Raw genomic sequence first — 21,880 nt, forward strand, 5'->3', positions numbered from 1 at the left:
GGCTACATCTTGTCGGGCCACATGGATGTCGTGCCGGCCGGTGAACGGGAATGGCACTCGGATCCGTTTGTCCTGCGCCAAGACGGCGCCAGGCTTCACGGTCGGGGCACCTCCGACATGAAGGGGTTTCTCGCCTGCGTGCTGGCCGCGGTGCCGCGGCTCGCGGCGATGAACTTGCCACGGCCAATTCATCTCGCATTCTCCTATGACGAGGAGGCAGGTGCCCGTGGCGTGCCGCATCTCATCGCCGCGCTGCCAAGCCTGTGCGAGAAGCCGCTTGGCGCGATTATCGGTGAGCCGAGCCGGATGGAAGCCGTGCGGGCACACAAAGGCAAGGCGGCCGTGCGGCTCGAAGTGATCGGACGGTCCGGCCATTCTTCACGGCCCGAGCTGGGACTGAATGCCGTGCATGCAATGGCTGGTCTCGTCACGCAGATCGTGGCCTATGGCCAGACCCTTGCGATCGGGCCATTCGACACGGATTTCGCGCCTCCATACTCGTCATTGCAGGTTGGTGTCATCGCCGGCGGCCAATCCGTCAACATCATCCCCGATCGCTGCACCGCCGATATCGAGGTCCGTGCCGTGCCAGGTGTTTCGCCGAGATCCCTGCTCGAGCCGGTAAAGACCCAACTGACGGCTCTACGCGACAGCGGCTTTGAAGTGGCTTGGCATGAGCTGAGTGCGTATCCGGGGCTTTCGCTCCCGCAGGAGAGTGGTTTGGCGGCCCTTCTGGCCGAGTTGACGGGGCGTCAGCCCCTGTCTGCGGTGAGCTACGGAACGGAAGCTGGCCTTTATCAGCAGGCCGGCATCGACGCGATCATCTGCGGCCCCGGCGACATCATCCGGGCTCACCGTGCCAATGAATATATCGAGACCGGCGAACTTGCTGCCTGCCAGAGCATGATCGAGCGTCTCGCCACGCGCCTTGCCGGATAGCAGGAAAGGGCGGTTCATGGCTTTTCTTTTCAATTCCGACCCGGTGCGCGCAGCGGTCTTCCGCAAGGCTTTCGCACGCGAACTACCGGACGTCGAATTGTTCCACAGCAGCGAATGTTTCGACCCGGAGGAGGTGCGCTACCTCCTGACCTGGACGGCGCCAGATGATCTCGCGCGCTATCGCAATCTCGAATTGCTGTTTTCGCTCGGCGCCGGCGTCGATCAGTTCAACCGTGAAAGCCTGCCTCGGCAGGTGAAGCTGGTGCGCATGGTCGAGGACGGCATCATTCGCATGATGCAGGAATATGTCGTTCTTGGCGTGCTGAGCCTCCACCGGGATATGGTGGCGTATCGTGAACAGCAGAAGCGCCAGGCGTGGCGGGGTCTTGCCGCTCCGCAAGCGACCGAACGCCGGGTTGGGTTTCTTGGCCTCGGCATGCTGGCGCAGGCAGCTATCGAGCGATTGCTGCCGTTTCGCTTTCCCCTTGCCGCCTGGAGCCGAAGCAGGAAGGAGATCGAAGGGGTGACCTGCTTTTATGGCGCGGACCAGCTTGCCGGTTTCCTCGCGCGCACGGATATTCTCGTCTGCCTGCTGCCGCTGACGAAAGAAACGCGTGGCATCCTCGATGCGGAACTCTTTTCCCTCCTGCCGGCTGGGGCGAGATTGTTGCATGTCGGCCGCGGGCCGCAGCTAGACCAAACCGCCCTTGTCCAGGCTCTCGATAGCGGGCACCTCACCGCCGCAATGCTCGATGTCACCGATCCCGAGCCACTGCCGGACGGCCATCCGCTCTGGCGGCACCCGAAGGTGGCGATCACGCCGCACATCGCTTCCGTAACGCAAGCAGATTCCGCGGCGCAATCCGTCGTGGACAACATCCGGCGCCACCGCGCCGGAGAAGAACTGATCGGCCTCGTCGATCGGACACGCGGCTACTAACCAGGAAAACATAAAATGTCACTTCTGATCACGATCGACACAGATCCAGCCTTCGCGCCGAAGCAGGCATTGCCGGCTCCAGAGCGGCTCATCTCCGGCAATCCATCCTTCAAGACTTGGGCGCAGGATGCTTCGAAAGGCGAGAAGGTTCTGACCGGCGTCTGGGAGGCGACGCCTGGCGAGACGCATTCTATCAAGGGCACGACCTGCGAGTTCTGCCACATCGTTTCGGGCCTCGTCGAGATCGAGGAGACGGGCGGTGAGACCAAGACTTACCGCAGCGGCGACAGTTTTGTGATGAAGCCCGGCTTTGTCGGCGTCTGGCGCACGATCGAAACCGTGCGCAAGATCTACGTCAGCGTCTATGACTGAGCTCAACGCTCAAGGTCTGGCCGAATAGCGCGCGCGCCGGTTCCAGAACAATCCACTCTCCAAGTCCCGCCCGACGCGATTCGACGCCGTCGGGCGGCTCATCCTCGGCGGAAAATACGGCGCGCTGTCGACTACTGTTCCAAAACCAGGTGCGAGACGCCGCATGTCGCTGCCGTGTTGAGCAAGCTGCGACCTTCGGTACCCATCGGTCTCCAGGAGGATATCAATGAAGGCTTACACGATAGCGCACATCCCAGGCGACGGCATCGGCAAGGAGGTGACCGAGGCTGGATGGGAGGTGCTGCAGGCTGCAGCAAAGCGAGGCGGCTTCGCCCTTGAGGATACAAGGTTCCCATGGTCGTGCGCCTACTATCTGGAAACCGGTGCGATGATGCCCCCTGACGGCGTCGAGATGCTGCGGAAGTTCGATGCAATCTACCTCGGCGCTGTGGGATGGCCAGCAAAGGTGGCCGACTCCGTATCGCTTCACGGACTGCTCCTGCCGATCCGCAAAGGGTTCACGCAGTATGCCAACATACGGCCGCACAGGCTGTTGCCAGGCGTTCAGGGACCTCTTCGCCGTGATGGTTTCGATATACTGTGCATCCGGGAGAACACGGAAGGCGAATACTGCGGCGCTGGTGGGCGCATTCATTCCGGAACGGCCAATGAGGTCGCGATCGAGACGGCAATCTTCACACGTGAGGGTGTCGAAAGAATCCTCCGTTTCGGTTTCGAACAGGCGCGGACGCGCCGCAAGAAGCTCGCATCCGTCACCAAATCCAACGCGCAGAAACATTCCATGGTTTTTTGGGATGAGGTCACGCGTGAGGTGGCGAAAGACTATGCCGATGTGGAGGTCTCGCACTACCACGTCGACGCCATTGCCGCCCGCATGGTCCTGGCGCCTGAAAGCCTCGACGTGATCGTCGCCTCGAATCTTTTTGGCGACATCCTCACGGATATTGGAGCGGCCATTCAGGGCGGGCTGGGTTACGCCGCCTCCGCCAATATCAATCCCGATCGCAGCGCGCCTTCGATGTTCGAGCCGGTCCACGGTTCGGCGCCTGACATCGCGCATCTCGGCATCGCCAATCCGATCGCCGCGATCTGGTCCGGTGCGATGATGCTCGGGCATCTGGGCGAGGGGCAGGCCGCGGCCGAAGTGATGTCGGCGATCGAGTCCGCAACCGCACGCGGGATAGGCACGATTGCAGGCAAGGACACGACTGAAGCAATCACGCAGGCCGTGCTGGCAGGATTAAGCTGAAAGAGCAGAGGAAAAGAACCATGAACGCAATAACGAAGATTGGTTTCCTGAAGGATGCGGACCTGTTTCGCCAGCGTGGCCTCATTGGCGATGTCTGGCAGCATGCGCACAGCAACGCGACTGTCGATGTGATCGATCCGGCCAGTCTGGAAGTGCTTGGAACCGTGCCCGACATGGGCCGGGATGAGACAAGGGCTGCAATAGATGCAGCGCAGGCGGCGTTCAAGGACTGGAAGGCCAGGACCCATGCCGAACGCGGAGCGCTTCTGGAGCGCTGGCACAGCCTGATACTGGAAAATGAAGACGACCTGGCGTTGCTGCTGACGCTGGAACAGGGCAAGCCTCTGGCAGAAGCACGCGGTGAAATCCGCTATGGCGCCTCCTTCGTGAAATGGTTCGCCGAAGAAGCACGCCGGATCGGTGGCTCGACCATTCCGTCTCCCACGCCCGATCGCCGCATTCTGGTGCTGAAGGAGGCCGTTGGCGTCTGCGCAATCATCACGCCATGGAATTTCCCTAACGCGATGATTACGCGCAAGGTGGCGCCGGCGCTGGCCGCGGGTTGCACGGTTGTCATCAAGCCGTCGGAATTCACGCCATTTTCGGCGCTGGCGCTCGGCGTACTGGCGGAACGGGCGGGTATTCCTGCCGGCGTGATCAACATTGTGACCGGCATGCCCATTGAAATCGGCAACGAACTGATGGCCAACGAGACGGTGCGCAAGATCTCGTTCACCGGCTCGACCCGCGTCGGAGCGCTGCTCATGCGTGGCGCGGCCGATAGCATCAAGCGGCTCAGCCTCGAGCTCGGCGGCAACGCGCCCTTTATCGTCTTTGATGACGCCGATCTGGGCAATGCAGTCGAGGGGGTGATCGCATCCAAGTTCCGCAATGGCGGTCAAACCTGCGTCTGTGCGAACCGGATTCTCGTGCAGGCGGGCGTTTACGATGCTTTCGCAGAAAAGCTGAGCCAGCGCGTCAACCGAATGAAGGTTGGCGCGGGGACCGACGACGGAACGGAGATTGGCCCGATGATCAATGCGGCCGCCATCGACAAGATCGAGCGTCACATCGCGGATGCACAGGCGAAAGGCGCGCGGATCATCGCCCAGAGCGAGACGGTGCCGGACGGCAAGCAATATGCACGGCCCATCGTGCTGGGAGAGGCTACTACCGAGATGCTGCTGGCATCGGAAGAGACGTTCGGCCCGGTGGCGCCGCTTTTTCGCTTCGAAACGGAGGACGAGGCCATTGCGATCGCGAACGGTACGCCCTTCGGCCTTGCCGCCTACTTCTACACCGAAAATCTCAAGCGGTCATGGCGTGTTGCCGAGGCCCTGGAGTTCGGTATGGTTGGGCTCAACACGGGCATGATCTCGACCGAAGTAGCGCCTTTCGGCGGTGTCAAGCAGTCAGGGGTGGGGCGCGAAGGATCGCAGCTCGGCATCGAGGAATATCTCGAGGTCAAGACGCTTCATGTTGGCGGGCTTAACTAGTTCTGTTGCAAGCAGGTGGAAACACCTTCCAAAGCGTGGAACAACAAGAAAGGGGCGGTGAAAACCGCCCCTTTCTCTGTATTGCGACCAGTGCTCATTAACGTGGTGGGAGTGCCTCACACTGGCGCGACTGCACCAGCAACAGACGCTCAGGCGAATTCGCGAACGGGCTCCAGCCCGACGGCGCCGGCCAGCCCGCCGATATCCTTGATTTCACTGTACTCGTAGTATGGGTTCGCGGGTTCGTGGCCGCGATTCACCCAGACCTTGCTCTTGATGCCAAGATCATAGGCGGTCATGAGATCGTAGCGGAATGAGGACGACACATGCGTAATGTCTTCCGGGCCGCAGCCGAGCTTGTCGAACATGTACTCGAAGCCCTTCATATGCGGCTTGTAGGTGCCGGTCTCCTCGGCCGTGATGACCATGTGGAAGGGTACGCCGAGCTTCTCAACGTTCGACATGATCAGGCTCTTCATGGAATTCGACAGGATCACCAGTGGGATTTCCTTGGCGACCTTGGCCAGTCCCGCCGGGACATCCGGGTGCGGACCCCATGTCGGTATTTCCGAATAAATGCGCTGGGCATCCTCAGGCCGGAACGTCACATTGTTGCGCTTGCAGGCGCGCTCCACGGAATTGTGCACGACCTCGCTATAGGGCTTCCAAGCGCCAAGAACCTCATCGAGGCGATAGGCCGAGAAATCCTTGATGAACTGCGTCATTACGGCTGGGGAGAGTTCCGCACCGTAAACTCGTCTTGCCGCGCCGGCCATGTCGAAGTTGGTCAGCGTACCGTAGCAATCGAAGGTGATGTATTTCGGTCTGAAACGGGTCATTGGCGTCTATCCTTCCAATCCTGGCGGCACCGCGTGCCTTTAACGACAAGGATCATAACGAGCAGCGAAAAGGACTAGTCGCCGCATTCTCTGCCGCTTGAAGCAGATTGTTTTGTATCGTGGCAGGGCTTTGGCAGAGAGTTGCGCACGACGTGGTTCCGAGCTTGCCAGGCGCTTCCCTCGCCCGCCGGCTCGTCGGCATAAGATGCGGCGCCGGCGGCAAAGGAAAGTCAAAACACCTAGCTCACCGGTACGCGTCGGGAGGAACTGCTGTCGGCCGCAGCCTAACTTTGCATTGAAGAATTCAGGCCGGGAAACGACCCATGACCCCAGGGCGAGTCACGTTCAAAACGATGACAACCGAGCATTTGAACGATGCTGTCGAATTGTCACGTCATGTTGGATGGCCGCACCGTCGTGAAGACTGGGAGCTGATGCAGTCGCTCAGCCAAGGTCTCGTTGTCCAGGAGGAAGGACGCGTGGTGGGGACGATTCTGATGACGCCCTATGGCGACGATGCCGCCAACGTCAACATGGTCATCGTCGATGCCGCAATGCGCGGTCGCGGGCTCGGGCGCAAGCTGATGGAGGAGGCGCTTACCAAGGCAGGCGAGCGCACTTGCTATTTGGTGGCTACGCAGGAAGGGCTCCCACTCTACGAGAAGCTGGGATTTGTCGCGACCGGCAAGATCGTGCAGCACCAGGGCCTGGCGCCGTCTGCAGATGCACCGGCACATGTGTCATGGGGCGAGGACGGCGACCAGGCGCGCCTTGTCGCTCTGGATTGCGCCGCGTTTGGTCACGACCGGTCGGCACTCATGAACTCGTTGTGCGAGCGGGCGAAGTTCGCCGTCATTCGCGATGCAGGCGATGTCCAGGCGTTTGCCGCAATTCGTCGTTTTGGTCGAGGGCTGGTCATTGGGCCGGTGGTGGCGAGGACGCTGCACGAAGCGAGATGCCTGATCGACTTCCTGCTGGCCGACAGTGCGGGCGAGTTTGTCCGCATCGACACCAACGAATCCACGGCTCTCGGCGAGTGGCTCATCCGTCGCGGCCTGGCCCACGTCGGCGGTGGCGTAACGATGCGACGAATCGCAGACGAGCCGAAAGTCGAAATCAGGTCACACCAAACTTATGCGCTCGTTAGTCAGGCGCTAGGCTGAACCGGAGGAAGAAATGCTTGCAAACTCCCTGATCGAACTCGACCGTGCGCACCTGGTTCACCCGTTTTCATGCTATCGGAGCCACGAAGAGACGGGTGTGCGCGTGCTCAAATCCGCCAAGGGCGCTACAGTGACCGAGGCAAGCGGGAAAACCTTGCTGGACGGGTTCGCGGGTCTCTGGTGTGTAAACATCGGATACGGGCAGGAAAGCGTCGTCGAGGCAGCGGCCAAGCAGCTAAGAGAGCTTCCTTATGCGACGGGATATTTCGGGCTGGGGTCTGAGCCGGCCATTCGTCTCGCCGCCCGGCTTGCCGAATTGGCGCCTGGCGATCTGAACCATGTCTATTTCACGCTGGGCGGGTCCGACGCGATAGACAGCACCATCCGTTTCATTCGCTATTTTTATCACGCCAAGGGGACGCCGCGAAAAGACCAATTTATCTCGGTCGGGCATGGCTACCATGGATCCTCTACGGTTGGCGCAGGTCTGACCGCGCTGCCGGCTTTCCATGCGGGCTTCGGCGTTCCTTATGACTGGCAGCACAAGATTCCCTCGCACTACGCCTATCGCAATCCGGTCGGTTCCAACCCGCAGGCGATTATCGATGCATCGGTCGCGGCGCTGCGGGCCAAAATCGCTGAGCTCGGCGCCGATCGCATCGCGGCCTTCTACGCTGAACCTATCCAGGGTTCGGGCGGTGTCCTGGTTCCGCCGGCAGGCTGGCTAAAGGCCCTGCATGCCGTATGCAAGGAACACGACATCTTGTTCGTTGCCGACGAGGTCATCACCGCTTTTGGCCGCACCGGTCCCCTTTTCGCCTGTGAGGAGGACGAGGTCGTGCCGGATCTGATGACCACAGCGAAAGGACTGACGTCGGGCTACGTGCCGATGGGCGCCGTCTTCATGACCGACCATGTCTACAATACGATCGCGGACGGAGCCGGCAAAGCGGCTGTCGGCCACGGCTATACCTACTCAGCCCATCCGGTGAGCGCAGCGGTCGGGCTGGAATGCCTGCGTCTCTATGAAGAGGGCTTGCTCGAGAACGGTCGGAAGGCCGGGAAGCGACTGATGAGGGGCCTCCGCTCGCTCGCAGACCACCCGCTGGTTGGCGATATTCGCGGTCGCGGCATGCTGGCTGCGATCGAGCTGGTCACGGACAAGGAGCGCAAAACACCGCTGCCGGCGGCGGCCGATCCGGGGCGCCGCATCTTCGACCGGGCGTGGGGGAACGGCCTTGTCATTCGCGCCTTCAACAGCGGCATACTCGGTTTCGCGCCACCGCTCTGCTGCACGGACGACGACATCGATGGAATCCTCGAACGCACCAGGATGACGCTGGATCAAACCCTCGAAGACAAGGATGTGCGGGAAGCGATGAAGGGATGATCGTCGTCATGGGTGAAGCCACCCGATCCATGCGAGCGGGGCCTGAAGGAAATCCTCAGGTCTTGCCGCATTCCGTCAAGTGCCAAGAAAGTTGCAGTTAGGCGGACTTCCGCCGTAGCACACGGGCAGCGGAAGCGAACGATGGCGCCCGCTTTCCAGTCCCAGACTGCAGGGGTGGCCTTTTCATCTGTCGAAAATGACGTCGAGAGGCAAGTGGGATTTCACGATCGGTGACTTCAACACGACGAAGCTGAAATATTTGTCGATCCCGATATCCAATTCGAGCATGCGCTCCATGATAGTCTGATACTCGCTGATGCCCGCCGTCACGAACTTCACAAGGTAATCGTATCCGCCCGAAATCAGATGGCATTCGATAACGGAATCGACTTTCTGAATGGCGGTGAGAAATCTCGCGAAGTCGTTTTGTTGATGGTGCTTGAGCGTAACCTCGGTGAAGATCGTTAGAGTCTGTCCGAGCTTGGACACGTCGATCTGGGCGGAATAGCCGGTAATGAAGCCTTCCGCCTGAAGCTTCTTCACCCGCATCAGGCAAGGGCTCGGCGAAAGGTTGACCAGGTCGGCAAGCTCGACGTTGGTGACCCGCCCGTTCTTTTGCAGTTGGGATAAGATCTTGATGTCGATCTTGTCGAGTTTCATCGCAAACCTGTCACACGTTCGAACCGCGGATCGTCCGGCAGACGGCGTCCGTCACGTCCTGCGTGGTCGCTGTCCCACCAACGTCCGGCGTCAGCACGCCTTCACTCGTCACTGTTTCCACAGCGCTCATCAACCGGACGGAGGCTGCGCTTTCGCCCAGATGTTCGAGCATCTGGGCAGCGGTCCAGAAGGTGGCGACGGGGTTGGCGATACCCTTGCCGGCGATGTCGAAGGCGGAGCCGTGAATTGGCTCGAACATCGAGGGATAGCGCCGCTCGGGATCAATGTTGGCGGTTGGTGCAACGCCGAGACTGCCCGCCAGCGCGCCTGCAAGGTCCGACAAAATGTCGGCGTGAAGATTGGTGGCGACGATCGTGTCGAGGCTGCGAGGTTTGAGTGTCATGCGCACCGTCATAGCATCAACCAGCATCTTGTCCCACGCGACGTCAGGGAACTCTTGCGCCACCTCGGCTGCGATTTCATCCCACATTACCATGCCGTGACGCTGCGCGTTGGATTTCGTGACAACAGTCAGGAGCTTTCGCGGCCGTGACCGCGCCAGCCGGAATGCATAGCGCATGATGCGGGCGACGCCGACGCGCGTGAAGATCGCGACTTCGGTTCCGACCTCCTCGGGGAGACCGCGGTGGGCGCGGCCGCCGTGGCCGGAATACTCGCCCTCCGAATTCTCCCTCACGATCACCCAATCCAGATCGCCGGGCCCAACGCCCGCCAGCGGCGAAACGATGCCGGGCAAAATCCTGGTCGGCCGCACGTTCGCATATTGATCAAAGCCTTGGCAGATCGGCAGCCGGAGACCCCAGAGCGAGATGTCGTCGGGCACATCGGGAGCGCCGACAGCACCGAAGAAGATGGCATCGAAGCGCTTCAGTTGCGCCACTCCATCTTCAGGCATCATCCGGCCATTGGCCCTGTAGTAGTCCGATCCCCAGTCGAAGTGCTGGACGCGTAGCTTGAAGTCGCCGCAGCGCTGCTGCAGCGCCTCAAGCGCCTGTAGACCGGCGGCGATCACCTCTGGGCCGATCCCGTCGGCAGGAATGGCGGCAATCTCGTATTCGCGCATCGTCACTTCCCTGTTTGAGCAGTCGCGGCATCAATCTCGTGTGCGATCGATAGTACGTTGGCAAGCCATCTTCTCAGAATTCAGCGACCTTGCCCCATGCAGCGGTCTTCAGGCGTTCGGGCCTATACGGACGCGGATCGACAACAGGCTCGCTGCCTGTGATGATGTCGGCGATCATATGCCCCGCGCCGGGGCCAATCCCGAACCCGTGACCACTGAATCCCGCCGCCAGGATAAAGCCCGGAATCCCCTCCACTTCGCCGATCGCGGGAATGCCGTCGGGTGTACTGTCGATATAACCCGCCCAGACATCGGAGATCGCCACGCGTTGGAGTTCGGGGATCAATTCGCAGGCTCTTCGATATGTCAGCTGAATTTGTCCCATGTCGGGCTTCGGGTCGAGAATCCGGTTCCGTTCCATCGGCGTAATGTCGTCAAGGCCCCATTTGCGCAGGCTTTCATGTCCTTGACGCCAGCCCTCGAAGGCCCCCGGGGCGAGATTGCGCCAGCGGCGGGCGAACATCGGTAGAAACTCGCGGCTGAACCTGAACTGCTGCGGCGTTGGGTCGACGCGAGCTCGTCCGCTGATCGCCAGCGCGTATCCACCGTTGCTGCGCCGCGTCAGCGAGACGCTCGTGGTATGCAGGGCATCGGGCAGGCCGATTGCGCCTGGCGCTACGGCTAGAATGGACTGACGCACGGCAGCTTGCGGGAAGCGCATGCCAAGCTGGTTGCAGAAGGAAGAAGCCCACGCGCCTCCGGCCATGACCGCGATCTTCGTACGGATGGTTCCCGCTTCCGTCACGACCCCGCTGACCTTGCCGGCGCTCAACTCCAGTCCACGCGCTGCGCAATGCTGATGCAAGGTACCGCCCGCCGCCATGATGCCACGCGCGGCAACCGGCACTGCCGTGGAGGGATCCGCCGTTCCGTCAGTCGGTGAGAAAACCCCGCCCTTCCATTTGCGTCCGGTCGTCTTGCCCTTCTCGGTGGCTTCCTCTGCGCTCAGCACGTGCGTGGTGACTCCGACCGTTTTCGCAAAATCGCGCCACCTTGCCCAGCCCGCCAGCTCATTTTCGTCCTGTGAGAGATACAGAAGCCCGCAGCGGCGAAATCCAGTATCCCCGCCAGTCTCCTGTGCCACCTTCTCCCAGAGATCGAGGCTCTTGGTTGCCATAGGCAACTCGCGCGCATCGCGGTTCTGCTGGCGGCACCAGCCCCAGTTTCGGCTTGACTGCTCGGCGGCCACGCGTCCTTTCTCTACCAGGGCGACGCTGACGCCGCGGCGCGCGAGATAATACGCCGTGAACACGCCCACCACGCCGCCGCCGATGACGACGACGTCTGCCTCGCGGGGGAGGGAAGGGCTGCACTCGATGTGCATGAGCGGCGCGGGCATCTGCGGAACTCCGGTAACTTTGAAGCATTCTAGCCCGCGCCGAGAATAGACAGGCTGCGGAGTTGTGTGCCTGGACGGAATATCCTGCCGTTAGCGGCCCTTAGGACATGCAATTGTTGCGTGAAAAGCTCGCTGGCGCCCACCTCTCAGAGGGAAGGTAGCTGAAGCCTAAAGCCATCTCGTGTGGAGGAGCGTCGATTGCGGGTGCGGCCTAAAACTCAGCGACCTTGCCAGGGGACATGATGGATCTCGCTCTACGTCAGGCCTGGACGGCTTGGACGACGAAAAACTTCACCACGCGATTTTTACTTTCCCATCCGATCGATGCGCCCTGGGGCACGAAAAGCGCATCTCGGTGCCCGCCGACAGCACGCTGCCATCGGGCGCGGCGAATCGTACACTCGCGGCTAGCAGATGCATGAACTCGTTGTGGCGATGCGGGCGAACAACCCGGTGGTATGGGGTCGAATCCCACGTGCCCGCACGGTAATCCGCGCCGTCGCTGGAGAAGACGTTGTCGCTGCGGCATTGCGGGGCCGGGCCAAGCAAAGCCTCGGCCGGTAGCGAAGCAGACGGCTTGAAGTCGGCGTCGGCGCGCAACTGGACAAGGCCGGGCTTCGTCGGTTTGTCGCAAGCGGCCGCGCAGAACGAAAACCGCACGCCTGATTCAGTCTGGATGCGAAGCGTGGTGCCGCATCCGATGACAGCACCCGCTTGCGAACCGAGCACCAGCGGGGCCGCGCCGACCACCGTCAGGATCAGCTCTCCTTCCACCACGACGATGGTTTCGATGTGGGGGAAGCTTGCGACTTCGAGCTCGCCAACAAAGCTGGTTCGGCCCACGATATCGAGTCCGGCCCTTCCCAGGCGATTTCGCGATGCCCACAAAGGGATCATCCGAGCCGGACGCTGTCCTGCGGAAAGGGGTTGCAACGGGTGCGCCGTCGGCGCGATGCAGCACAATAGCCACGGTCATGATTGCTCATGCGCGTCTGAAAACCTAGCAGTCGGTACCGTCCTGCTAAGCAGTCAACTGGGATCGATCAGAATGAGCGAGATCAGTTACCGGGGGTGGGTAGCAGGGTAGGGCGGTTGACGTTGCCACCAACACTTCACATCCTTCCTCGCCCAAGGCCACCGCACTGTGCTCAACGCCATATGGGACGACGATGAACTCTCCGGGTTCGATAATTTCTTCACGGTCACGAAATTGCATGAGCAGGCGTCCCCGGTGAACGAAGAACAGCTGATCGTCGTGCTGTCGAAATGACCAATTGGAGGCGCCATTGAACATGGCGACCTTGAATTGCATGGCGTTGACACGCCCCTCGACTTTAGGCTTCCAAGGCGCGCGCAGCCCGGCAAACTCAATTGACAAATTCTTCTTGTGAATTGGCGAAAGGTGCTTGTTCAGGGCAGCCACATCGCGAATGATTGCGGTGAGTTGGCTTGGTAGGTCATTCCCATTGGCCGGGTATCTGCCATCCAAAGCTGCGGTCCCAATCGTAAACCCAGCTGCGCCGGCGCCTTGGACGACTGCAATTCGTTCTGGGGTGTCGATCGAACCCGCAACATAGACAGGCTTGGCGACTGCAGCGCAGACGGCCTTCATCAACTCGGGGACGTTCTCCGCCGATCGGTATGCCAGCAGGTCCAGGCCATGCACTCCATCGTGCCCTGCAATCGCTTTGGCACTTTCGACAATTTCGTCGATGGCGCCTTCAAGCACGCTCGGATGACCGGCGATCCGACCCGGAAACGGGAAGTACTGGATGCCGGTGTCCTTGATGATCGGCAGCACGTCGTCTACCCGCGTGCCACCAAGAAGAACATCGACGCCGATTTCGGCAGCTGCCTTTGCCGAAGCAATTTCGCTTTCGCGGTCCAGTGACACGACTTCCAGGTAGGAGGTTGCACCGCCCGTCCTGATGGCCGCATTGAGGTCTTTCAGCTGCTCGATCGGCAAGCCGATATCCTTGAACCCGATGTGCCGCACGCCGAGACTGAGCGCGGTTTGAAGTTGCTGGGCCGCGTCCGAAACCGTTCGGTCGTTGCGCGTGAGCATGAAGATGAAGCGTAACCCCATTGGTGTGGTTCCTTTCTCTAGTTCGTCTTGGTTTGTGCCGCCACGAGGCGCTTGGCGTAGGCAAGTGCTGTTTCCAAGCTGGCGTGGTCTGCAATTCCACGGCCCGCGATGTCGAACGCCGTGCCGTGATCTGGGCTGGTGCGGACGAACGGCAGGCCAAGCGTGATGTTCACGCCTTTTTCCAACCCGAGATACTTCACAGGGATCAGACCCTGATCGTGGTATTGTGCCACCACAACATCGAATCGACCTTGACGAGCTTGCATGAAGACAGTGTCGCCAGGATAAGGGCCAGTGGCATCGATGCCCTCGGCTCGGGCCGCGTCGATTGCCGGTCGTATGATCCGGATTTCCTCGTCCCCGAAGAGGCCACCTTCACCTGCGTGCGGATTGAGACCCGCTACGGCGACACGCGGGGTCGCGAAGCCGAGAGCTTTTCCACCCTCATGGGCAAGCCGGATGGCGGATAGCTGAGCGTCGAAATCGCCCTGTTCGATCGCCTTGCTCAGCGACGTGTGGATGGTGACGAGCACCGTGCAGATGTCATCGTTGGCAAGCATCATCGCCACGCGCTTGGCGCCGGCGTAGTCGGCCAGAATTTCGGTATGGCCGGGGTAGCGGATTCCCGCGCTGGCCATCGCCTCTTTATTGATCGGCGCCGTAACGATGCCGCTCACATCTCCGGACTTCGCTGCGGCTATCGCCGCAACGATGGCGTCGAAGGCCGCCTGCCCGGAGATCGTGCTGATACGGCCGATTGGAGGAGGCTCGGTAATCCGCGAGGTTTCGATGACTTCAATTCGGCGTGGCTCGAATTGGGCCGCATTGGCAGCGTTGATGCGTCGCACCTCGACGTTCAGCCCGAGCCGCCGCACGGTGTCTTGCATGACAACATAGCTACCGAACACGACGACGCGTTCGCCGCCTTTCGCAAGCACCTTCGCCACGATCTCCGGCCCAATGCCGGAGGCGTCGCCCATCGTGAGAGCAAGTGGGAGAATGTTCTTCATTGGGTGGCTCCACGTATCCGCGCGACGGCGCGCGTCACCGCATCGTCACTGCCAAAGCCACCGGCCTTCATAGCGAGCAAGAGCGAGCGCCCATCGCCAAGCCTGGCGAGACCAAGCGGGAATCCGGGATCGAGTTCTTGCAGGATATCAAACTCACGGACCTTGAGAAGGTCCAGGATCGCTTCCATCGTGTCGCCGCCGGTGGCGATCAAAGCGCCGAAGCGTGGGCTTTGAAGCTCTCGCGCTGCGTCTTGTGCGATACGGCGCAGCACTGCTGCCGAGTCCCACTCGCGCGTCCTTGGTCCGCGCAGCAGCATGACGCCGCGGACCTTCTGGAGTTGACCTGCCTGCCGCTGACTGCGCAGATTTGCGCTCCCAATGACGACCAAAACATCGCTACTGATGCCATCGAGCAATGGCGGTAGAGTCTTCGCCGGCACAAAACGCCGCGATAGCGCTGCAGCCATTCCAGGAGAACCAACCCAAAGGATCGACGCTGGATCCTCGATGGAAGCAATCTGCGAATCGAGTTGTTCTTGGGTTACCGCATCAAGCAGCGTGACATTCTTGATGCAGTTCGGCACCAGGTCGACTAGCGCGGAATGCCGCGCGGGATGCATTGGGTTATGGCCATAAGCACCTTCCGAGACCGGGATGCCGTCAACGAACTGAATGCCCCTCACTGTCGTACGTCCGGCCTGGGGGAATGCCGGCGCAAACACCAGTGCTTTGCGGCCGCTCGCCGCAAAGCATGCTTCAAGCTCCGCCGTTATGTGACCGCGAAGTGTGGAGTCCACCGTTTTATAGAGCACGGTACGGCTGGCAAGTCGGGCGGTCAATCGAGCGACCGCCTCGAACGCTTGCGACGCAGTAGCAGACCGCGAACCGCTATCGACTGCAATTATCGCTGCCGCTTCCGCTTGGTGCGGAAGCTGGCCTCTGCCGATTGATTCAGTCAAGCCACGGGCGACGAAAGGTGCTGCACCATCTGCCGCGCTGGTGAGGTCATCGGCGAGGACCGCTATACTGGGTTGATGATTGGTGCGCATGCATCAACTAACAAAACCTCACTAAGGATGAATAGCGATAGTTTCTGACGAAATCGGTGATAGATTATCACTGATGGATCGCTCAGACATACCCTCGCTCGACGACCTGAGAGCGTTCGAAGCAACAGCGCGGCTGGGCTCGGTCCGGCTTGCAGCAGACTCGCTTGCGCTCACGCACGGCGCCGTCAGTCGCCGTATCACCAAACTCGCCGATGACATCAGGGTCAGGTTGTTTGAGAAGAATGGGCGAGGGCTGCGGCTCACCCCTGCCGGCGAGACACTCAACCTCACCCTCGGCAGGTTCTTCGGTGAGTTGGCCGCCACAGTTCAAAGCCTGCGTGCTGCCAATGCCGGGAAGAGTGCCCTGGTGCTCTCCTGCGAGCCTTCAGTTGCCATGCGTTGGCTCATTCCGCGGCTGGGGGCGCTTCAAGTGGCGCATCCGAACATGGCCCTCCACCTCTCGGTAGGTGGAGGGCTGGTGGACTTTCGTAAGAAACAGGTCGATCTCGCTATTCGACGGCTGGACTTCGCTGTGCCTGAGACGTGGAACGTCCGGCCCCTTTTTTCCGAAAAGGTTGGGCCTGTCATGAGGCCGGAACTTGTGGCAGAGTTCGAGCATGGCGACTATCTCGCTCTCGGGTCGAAGACCCGACCTGACGCGTGGGCGCAATGGCTGAAGACCCATCCGTCGGCGCGTCGACCCACAGAAATCCGGTACTTCGACAATCACGCGCTGATCGTCGAGGCTGCGTCTGCAGGCCTTGGCGTAGCCCTCAGTCCGCTCGTACTTGCGATTGACGACGTGGAACGAGGAAGCCTGGCGGCCCCTGCTGGCTGACCCTGACGGCAGTCAATATGGGTTGATATGGTTGGGCTCGAGTGAACTGGAAGGTATGGAGTTTGAACTCGCAGAGTGGCTTCATGCGCAGTTCAGCCGCCTGGGACCAAATCGCCTTTGAAAGGAGCGCTCTGGGAGCTTCGCCCAGTTGAGCGGGCCCGACCCCGGCCTCGAAAAAGCAGCACTGATGGGCAGGGTAGAGACCTCGATAAGCGGCCCTCTTTGCCGTGCTTGGTTCCACACTGCTTTTGTATGCATCCTATGAGCTTCGTGCACCGGACGCCGGTTATTACCTACGCACTGTCAATGCCTGGGCGGGCGCCAGTCTACTTCAAATGAGGAAACTTCCGCCGCGGCGGATCCTTCAAATTTCCTGGGGCAATGCCTCGCGGAAGCTCTTCTCAGTCGAGTCTTTGATAGGCCGCCCAAAATGCCGTGCTCGCCTTGGACATTAGACTCTCGGCCATGCCGCGCAGATTGAGGGGCTTGCGCTATCATCATCAGGCCAAACAGAGTGAAATGCCAACTGGGGCGTTCTTTTCAGAAGTTCCTGCCGCCGGAGGGCCAAATTTCGAAGACTCTGCGGAAAAAGAACAGTCAAACTGGCTGCAAGAACGGGGCACCCTTCCTTACGGCAGGCAAGCTCCAGAGGACCTCCGACAGGCAGAGTTGCCCGTTTGGAGCGTTCTCCAGGAAAAGGGAACAATGTCCGGTACGGGGATCGGACTACATAAGGGAGCCGCCAGGATGAGTAGAATCCGTCTCTCGCAGCCTCAGAGCGCGAAGCGCCTAAATGGCAAGGCTACGGCTGCTACGGTGACGCGTTGCTGCTCAAGGGGCGATGTTGCGGTCGGCAACAGGGTGGATCCGCTTCGATGGAATGGGAGGTGATCCAGATGGTCGCAAGCATCCAGGCTGTAGCCGCTCACGATGTGGCGCTTTCGGTGCGCGACCTCACGGTGAATTTGCCGAAAGGCATGGAACGAACCTATGCGGTCGAGAACATTTCCTTCGATCTGAAACGCGGCCAGATCCTCTGCATCATAGGCGAGTCCGGATCAGGCAAGTCGGTCACGGCGAACGCGATCATGGGGCTCCTGCCCAAGGTGATCCGCGTCTCATCGGGTTCAATACAGTTGGAGGGGATGAACATCATCGGCATGTCGCCCGACAAGCTGCGCAACCTGCGTGGGCGGGTCGTGTCGATGATCTTCCAGGATCCGCTCTCGGCGCTCAATCCCTTGATGACCGTGGGCGCACAGATTGACGAGGTCATGGCCGCGCATGGATACGGTACGCCAAAAACCTGCCGCGACCGCGCCATCGAGTTGCTCACCGAAGTGGGCCTCCCAGATCCCGAACTCATGTATCACCAGTACCCTTTCCGGCTTTCGGGCGGGCAGCGGCAGCGCGTCATGATTGCCATGGCCCTGGCGCTCGAGCCGACGGTGCTGATCGCCGATGAGCCAACCACTGCGCTCGACGTGACCACCCAGGCACAGATCCTGGAGCTGATCCGCGACATTCAGCGCCGCAAGGGGATGAGCGTAATGTTTATCACCCACGATTTCGGCGTGGTGGCGGAGATCGCCGACAGCGTCGTGGTGATGGAAAAGGGGCACATCGTCGAACAGGGCAGCGCCGAGCAGGTGCTGAAGTCGCCCAAGCATGCTTATACCCAACGCCTGATCGCGGCCGTACCGCATCTGACCGGTGAAGATCGCTCTCGTGCGGAGTCCGACAGCAAGCAGCCGATCCTGAAGGTCGAGGGTCTGGTTAAAACCTATCGTGGCGGCGGCGCGCTGTTTGGCGCCCAGCGGATAGTGAAAGCGGTGAACGAGGTTTCGTTCGAACTGGCGCCAGGCCGAACGCTTGGGGTCGTAGGCGAGAGCGGTTCAGGAAAATCCTCGCTGGGCCGGCTTCTCATCAAATTGCTGGACAGCGACGGCGGCGAGATTTTGTTCGAGGGGTCCGATATAGCCAAGCTTTCCGAAGCGAAGTTCCGCCCGCTCAGACCACGGATCCAGATGATCTTTCAGGATCCCTTTGCGTCCCTGAACCCACGCTCAACGGTCGGCCACATCATCACGGTAGGCCCGGTGGCACACGGGACGCCTTTTGCCCAGGCGCGCGAAGAAGCGCGTACGCTTCTGGCCCATGTCGGTCTCGATGCCGGCGCCTTCGACCGCTATCCGCACGAGTTTTCTGGTGGGCAACGCCAGCGAATCGGGATCGCTCGGGCTTTGATGTTCAAGCCGAAGCTGTTGATTGCTGACGAGGCGGTCTCCGCGCTCGACGTGTCGATCCAGGCGCAGATCCTGCAGCTTCTGGACCAGATCCAGCGAGAGACCGGCGTGTCGATGGTCTTCATCACGCACGATTTGCGTGTCGCCAGCCAGATCTGCGACGAAATCGCTGTGATGCAGAAAGGCCGGATCGTCGAGCGCGGACCGCCCTCGCAGATATTCCTGAACCCGCAAGCGGCCTACACGCGCCAACTCGTGGCGGCAATTCCAGGAGAGAGGCCGGGCAATGCCCGTCCAATTGCAGCAAACGCATGAAAAATAACAAGAGAGGAACTACGATGACCAAAAATTCAACGACTACATCCAACTATTCGAGGCGCCAGGCGCTGCGACTGATGGCGCTAGGTGGAGCTGCAGGCTTGATCGCGCCCAATCTGCTGGGCAAGTCGGCTTTCGCCAAGACCCCTGCCGCGGGTCCGGCCGGTCGCGTCGTCGTCGGTCTTTCACAAGAGCCAACGGTCTTCAATCCGTTGATGGCGCATATCGAAGTCGATGACGCGGTCCATTTCTCGGTTTTCGATGCGTTGGTCAGGATGGATGCTGAAGGCGTCCTCCAGCCGAATCTCGCAGCCGAGGTGCCAAGCCAGAAAAACGGCGGCATTTCGGAGGACGGCCTCAACTGGCGCATCCGGTTGCGTGACAATGTCCGCTGGCACGACGGTGAGCCCTTCACGGCCGAGGACGTGAAATTCACCCTGGAGCTCATCACGAACCCGAAGTTTCGCGCCTGGCGTACAAGCGGCCATTCGCTCGTACAGGACATCACGGTGGTTTCGCCCACCGAGATCACTTGGCGGATGAAGGAGGCTTTTGCGCCCTATCTGTCGTTCCTGGCCGAAACCTTCATGGTGCCCAAGCACATTCTGGGGAAAGATGTCGATCCGAATACAGCGGCTTTCAACCAGGCGCCGATCGGCACCGGCGCGTTCAAGTGGAGCCAGCGGGTAGCGGGCGACCATATCGAGCTCGTCGCCAACCCGGAGTATACCGGCGAGGGTCCGTATATCGAGCAGCTCATCTTCAAATACATTCCCGATATGACGGTGCTCTATACGCAGTTCAAGAGCGGTGACGTCGACCTGGTCGATCAATCGTACATTACGGCCGACCATTATGCTGAAGCCCGCGAATTGCCAGACCGCGTGGTGACACTGGAGACCGGCGCATCCGTGGAGTCGATATACCTCAATCTGGGGCGCCCGCAGTTCAAGGATCTGGCAGTGCGCCAGGCGCTCTACGCCGCCATGGACAGGAAAGCGATCGTCGACACGATTTACTACGGCGTGGGCACTCCCACCGAGACGTTCATGCCGAAGGAGTCCTATTACTACAATCCGAACCTGCCCGCGCAGGAATTCAATCTGGACCGTGCGCGCCAGATTCTGGATGAGGCCGGCTGGGCGCCAGGCCCAGATGGAATCCGCGCCAAGGATGGAGTGCGACTGTCCTTTGCGAATTCGACAACATCAGGCAACAACCTGCGCGAGCAGACGCAGCAGTTCTTGCAGCAGACGTTTGCCGAGATCGGCGTCGAGATGACGATCTCGAACTTGCCGGCTGCAGTCATGTGGGGCGAATTCTGGCTGAAGTCGCAGTTCGATACCGCCATGGTGGGCGTCACCTATTTGATTGCCGCGGACCCCGACGCCACAAACCGCCTCCATACGAAGGCAATCGCCGCTCAAGGCGGACACGGTTCGAACACCGGACAATATTCCAACCCCGAAGTCGATGCCTTGCTTGAAAAGGGTGCTCGCAGCTTCGATCAGGAAGAGCGGCGCGGGATCTATAATCACGTACAGGAAGTGGTGCGCCATGATCTGCCCTTCCTGCCGCTGTTAGCGATCACAAACGTGCTCGGACGCAAGGCAGGGTTGGACGGTTTCAAGCCCAATGCCAACACGCGCACCGCGTCGTGGCATGCCGCAGACTGGCGCTGGAAGGCCTGATCCATCCTATTGCCGCCGCCGGATTGCACTGCGGCGGCGGCAACAGACTAAGTCGCCAACCCACAACGGAGGACTCGAATGCGCGGCTTCCTGCTCAATCGCCTTTCGCAGAGCCTGATACTGCTTGTGATCGTTTCGATCATCGGCTTCGGGATTCTGAACCTCCTTCCCGGCGGCCCGCTGGCGCAATTCGGACTCGATCCCGGAATGACCCAGCAGGATATCGAGCGCCTCAAGGGGCTGCTGGGCCTCGATCGACCCATATGGATCCAATATCTGGACTGGGCTTGGCGGCTGGTGCAGGGCGACTGGGGTCACTCCTTCCGCGACGGAGCGCCGGTATTGCAGATCATTGGCAGCCATCTCTTGGCGACGCTGCTGCTGATGGGATCCTCAACCGCGATTGCGATCTCTCTTGGCGCCTGGATTGGAATTCGGGGCGCCACGCGCCGCTACTCGTTATTCGACTATCTCGCAACTGTCGGTGCCATGGTTGCATTGTCGGTACCTACCTTCTGGTTCGGCCTCGTCGGCATCTACATTTTTACCTTGAAGTTAGGCTGGCTGCCCGCGGGCAATATGTCCGAGATCGGCGATAGTTCGATCCTGGGCTATCTCCATCATTTGATCTTGCCAAGTATCGTGCTGTCGCTGGTCCATGTCGCTATCTGGAGCCGCTACATGCGGACGGCTACTCTCGACGCCATCAGCCAGGACTTCGTCAAGACGGCTCGGGCCAAGGGGTTGAGTGAACGCCGGATTTTGATGAAGCATGTCGTCGGCAACGCCCTTTTGCCGATGATTACCCTGGCGGGGATGCAGCTTCCCAGCGTCCTGACCGGTGCGCTGGTGACCGAAACTGTATTTACCTGGCCAGGAATGGGACGTTTGTTCCTCGATAGCCTTGGTTACAGCGACTATCCGGTTGTTATGGGGCTGCTGATGTTCTCGGCTATCCTCGTTCTGCTCGGAAACCTGATCGCCGACATTGTCGTCGCTATTGTCGACCCGCGCATTCGTCTGGCTTGAGCGCGCAACTTTCCCGACAGGAGACAGCCGATATGACCGCCCTCACGGCGAAGACAAATGC

At 60.5% G+C, this 21,880-nt stretch carries 19 protein-coding genes; 11 read left to right on the forward strand and 8 right to left on the reverse strand.

Features of this window, described 5'->3' with window-relative positions:
- The 5 genes from argE to EN925_RS01685 form a co-directional block, all read left to right on the forward strand.
- A partial coding sequence (argE, locus tag EN925_RS01665; protein ID WP_245487199.1) for an acetylornithine deacetylase occupies positions 1 to 939 on the forward strand: 939 nt, incomplete at its 5' end.
- A gap of 16 nt (positions 940 to 955) precedes the next feature.
- Positions 956 to 1,879, forward strand: coding sequence for a glyoxylate/hydroxypyruvate reductase A (locus EN925_RS01670; RefSeq protein WP_064994323.1), 924 nt, complete (start codon positions 956 to 958; stop codon positions 1,877 to 1,879).
- A gap of 15 nt (positions 1,880 to 1,894) precedes the next feature.
- Positions 1,895 to 2,251, forward strand: a complete 357-nt coding sequence (locus EN925_RS01675; RefSeq protein WP_064994324.1) for a cupin domain-containing protein — start codon at positions 1,895 to 1,897, stop codon at positions 2,249 to 2,251.
- 226 nt (positions 2,252 to 2,477) lie between these two features.
- Entirely contained in the window at positions 2,478 to 3,521 is a 1,044-nt protein-coding gene (locus tag EN925_RS01680) for a tartrate dehydrogenase (protein WP_127368535.1), read from the forward strand.
- A 20-nt stretch (positions 3,522 to 3,541) separates the two neighbouring features.
- On the forward strand, positions 3,542 to 5,017 hold the full coding sequence (locus tag EN925_RS01685) for an NAD-dependent succinate-semialdehyde dehydrogenase (protein ID WP_127368536.1): 1,476 nt from the start codon (positions 3,542 to 3,544) through the stop codon (positions 5,015 to 5,017).
- 149 nt (positions 5,018 to 5,166) lie between these two features.
- Here EN925_RS01685 and EN925_RS01690 read toward each other — a convergent pair whose 3' ends face one another.
- Positions 5,167 to 5,856, reverse strand: coding sequence for a haloacid dehalogenase type II (locus EN925_RS01690; protein WP_064994327.1), 690 nt, complete (start codon positions 5,854 to 5,856; stop codon positions 5,167 to 5,169).
- A gap of 323 nt (positions 5,857 to 6,179) precedes the next feature.
- Between EN925_RS01690 and EN925_RS01700 the strand changes: the two genes are divergently transcribed.
- Together EN925_RS01700 and EN925_RS01705 are read left to right on the forward strand one after the other, a co-directional pair.
- On the forward strand, positions 6,180 to 7,019 hold the full coding sequence (locus EN925_RS01700; protein WP_128336294.1) for a GNAT family N-acetyltransferase: 840 nt from the start codon (positions 6,180 to 6,182) through the stop codon (positions 7,017 to 7,019).
- A 13-nt stretch (positions 7,020 to 7,032) separates the two neighbouring features.
- The gene (locus EN925_RS01705) at positions 7,033 to 8,409 is read left to right on the forward strand and encodes an aspartate aminotransferase family protein (RefSeq protein ID WP_127366095.1); all 1,377 of its coding nucleotides are present in this window, start codon (positions 7,033 to 7,035) and stop codon (positions 8,407 to 8,409) included.
- A 183-nt stretch (positions 8,410 to 8,592) separates the two neighbouring features.
- Here the strand turns inward: EN925_RS01705 and EN925_RS01710 are convergent, their stop codons facing one another.
- From EN925_RS01710 to EN925_RS01740, 7 genes are all read right to left on the reverse strand, one after another.
- Complete coding sequence (locus tag EN925_RS01710) at positions 8,593 to 9,069, reverse strand: Lrp/AsnC family transcriptional regulator (RefSeq protein WP_064994330.1); 477 nt, start codon at positions 9,067 to 9,069, stop codon at positions 8,593 to 8,595.
- 10 nt (positions 9,070 to 9,079) lie between these two features.
- Positions 9,080 to 10,153, reverse strand: coding sequence for a tartrate dehydrogenase (locus EN925_RS01715; RefSeq protein ID WP_127366096.1), 1,074 nt, complete (start codon positions 10,151 to 10,153; stop codon positions 9,080 to 9,082).
- Between the two features lie 73 nt (positions 10,154 to 10,226).
- A complete protein-coding gene (locus EN925_RS01720) occupies positions 10,227 to 11,552 on the reverse strand; it encodes an FAD-binding oxidoreductase (protein WP_064994332.1) in 1,326 nt (441 codons plus the stop codon).
- A 291-nt stretch (positions 11,553 to 11,843) separates the two neighbouring features.
- The gene (locus EN925_RS01725) at positions 11,844 to 12,395 is read right to left on the reverse strand and encodes a hypothetical protein (RefSeq protein ID WP_206519146.1); all 552 of its coding nucleotides are present in this window, start codon (positions 12,393 to 12,395) and stop codon (positions 11,844 to 11,846) included.
- Positions 12,396 to 12,573: 178 nt separating this feature from the next.
- Positions 12,574 to 13,638, reverse strand: coding sequence for a cupin domain-containing protein (locus EN925_RS41590; protein WP_127368140.1), 1,065 nt, complete (start codon positions 13,636 to 13,638; stop codon positions 12,574 to 12,576).
- A 17-nt stretch (positions 13,639 to 13,655) separates the two neighbouring features.
- Complete coding sequence (pdxA, locus tag EN925_RS01735; protein ID WP_127368139.1) at positions 13,656 to 14,648, reverse strand: 4-hydroxythreonine-4-phosphate dehydrogenase PdxA; 993 nt, start codon at positions 14,646 to 14,648, stop codon at positions 13,656 to 13,658.
- Positions 14,645 to 15,697, reverse strand: coding sequence for a four-carbon acid sugar kinase family protein (locus EN925_RS01740; protein WP_127368138.1), 1,053 nt, complete (start codon positions 15,695 to 15,697; stop codon positions 14,645 to 14,647). The genes pdxA and EN925_RS01740 overlap by 4 nt, the downstream gene beginning before the upstream one ends.
- Positions 15,698 to 15,770: 73 nt before the next feature.
- Between EN925_RS01740 and EN925_RS01745 the strand changes: the two genes are divergently transcribed.
- The 4 genes from EN925_RS01745 to EN925_RS01760 all read left to right on the forward strand — a co-directional run bounded on the left by EN925_RS01745 (position 15,771) and on the right by EN925_RS01760 (position 21,819).
- Positions 15,771 to 16,535: a LysR family transcriptional regulator gene (locus EN925_RS01745; protein ID WP_245460883.1), complete on the forward strand. Its 765-nt coding sequence runs from the start codon at positions 15,771 to 15,773 to the stop codon at positions 16,533 to 16,535.
- Positions 16,536 to 17,431: 896 nt separating this feature from the next.
- On the forward strand, positions 17,432 to 19,096 hold the full coding sequence (locus EN925_RS01750) for an ABC transporter ATP-binding protein (protein WP_127368143.1): 1,665 nt from the start codon (positions 17,432 to 17,434) through the stop codon (positions 19,094 to 19,096).
- A 23-nt stretch (positions 19,097 to 19,119) separates the two neighbouring features.
- A complete protein-coding gene (locus EN925_RS01755; protein ID WP_127366277.1) occupies positions 19,120 to 20,790 on the forward strand; it encodes a peptide ABC transporter substrate-binding protein in 1,671 nt (556 codons plus the stop codon).
- A gap of 78 nt (positions 20,791 to 20,868) precedes the next feature.
- Positions 20,869 to 21,819, forward strand: a complete 951-nt coding sequence (locus EN925_RS01760) for an ABC transporter permease (RefSeq protein ID WP_127366272.1) — start codon at positions 20,869 to 20,871, stop codon at positions 21,817 to 21,819.
- Positions 21,820 to 21,880: the final 61 nt, after the last annotated feature.

The organism is Mesorhizobium sp. M7A.F.Ca.US.006.04.2.1 (genome assembly GCF_004022915.1).
GTDB lineage: Bacteria > Pseudomonadota > Alphaproteobacteria > Rhizobiales > Rhizobiaceae > Mesorhizobium > Mesorhizobium ciceri.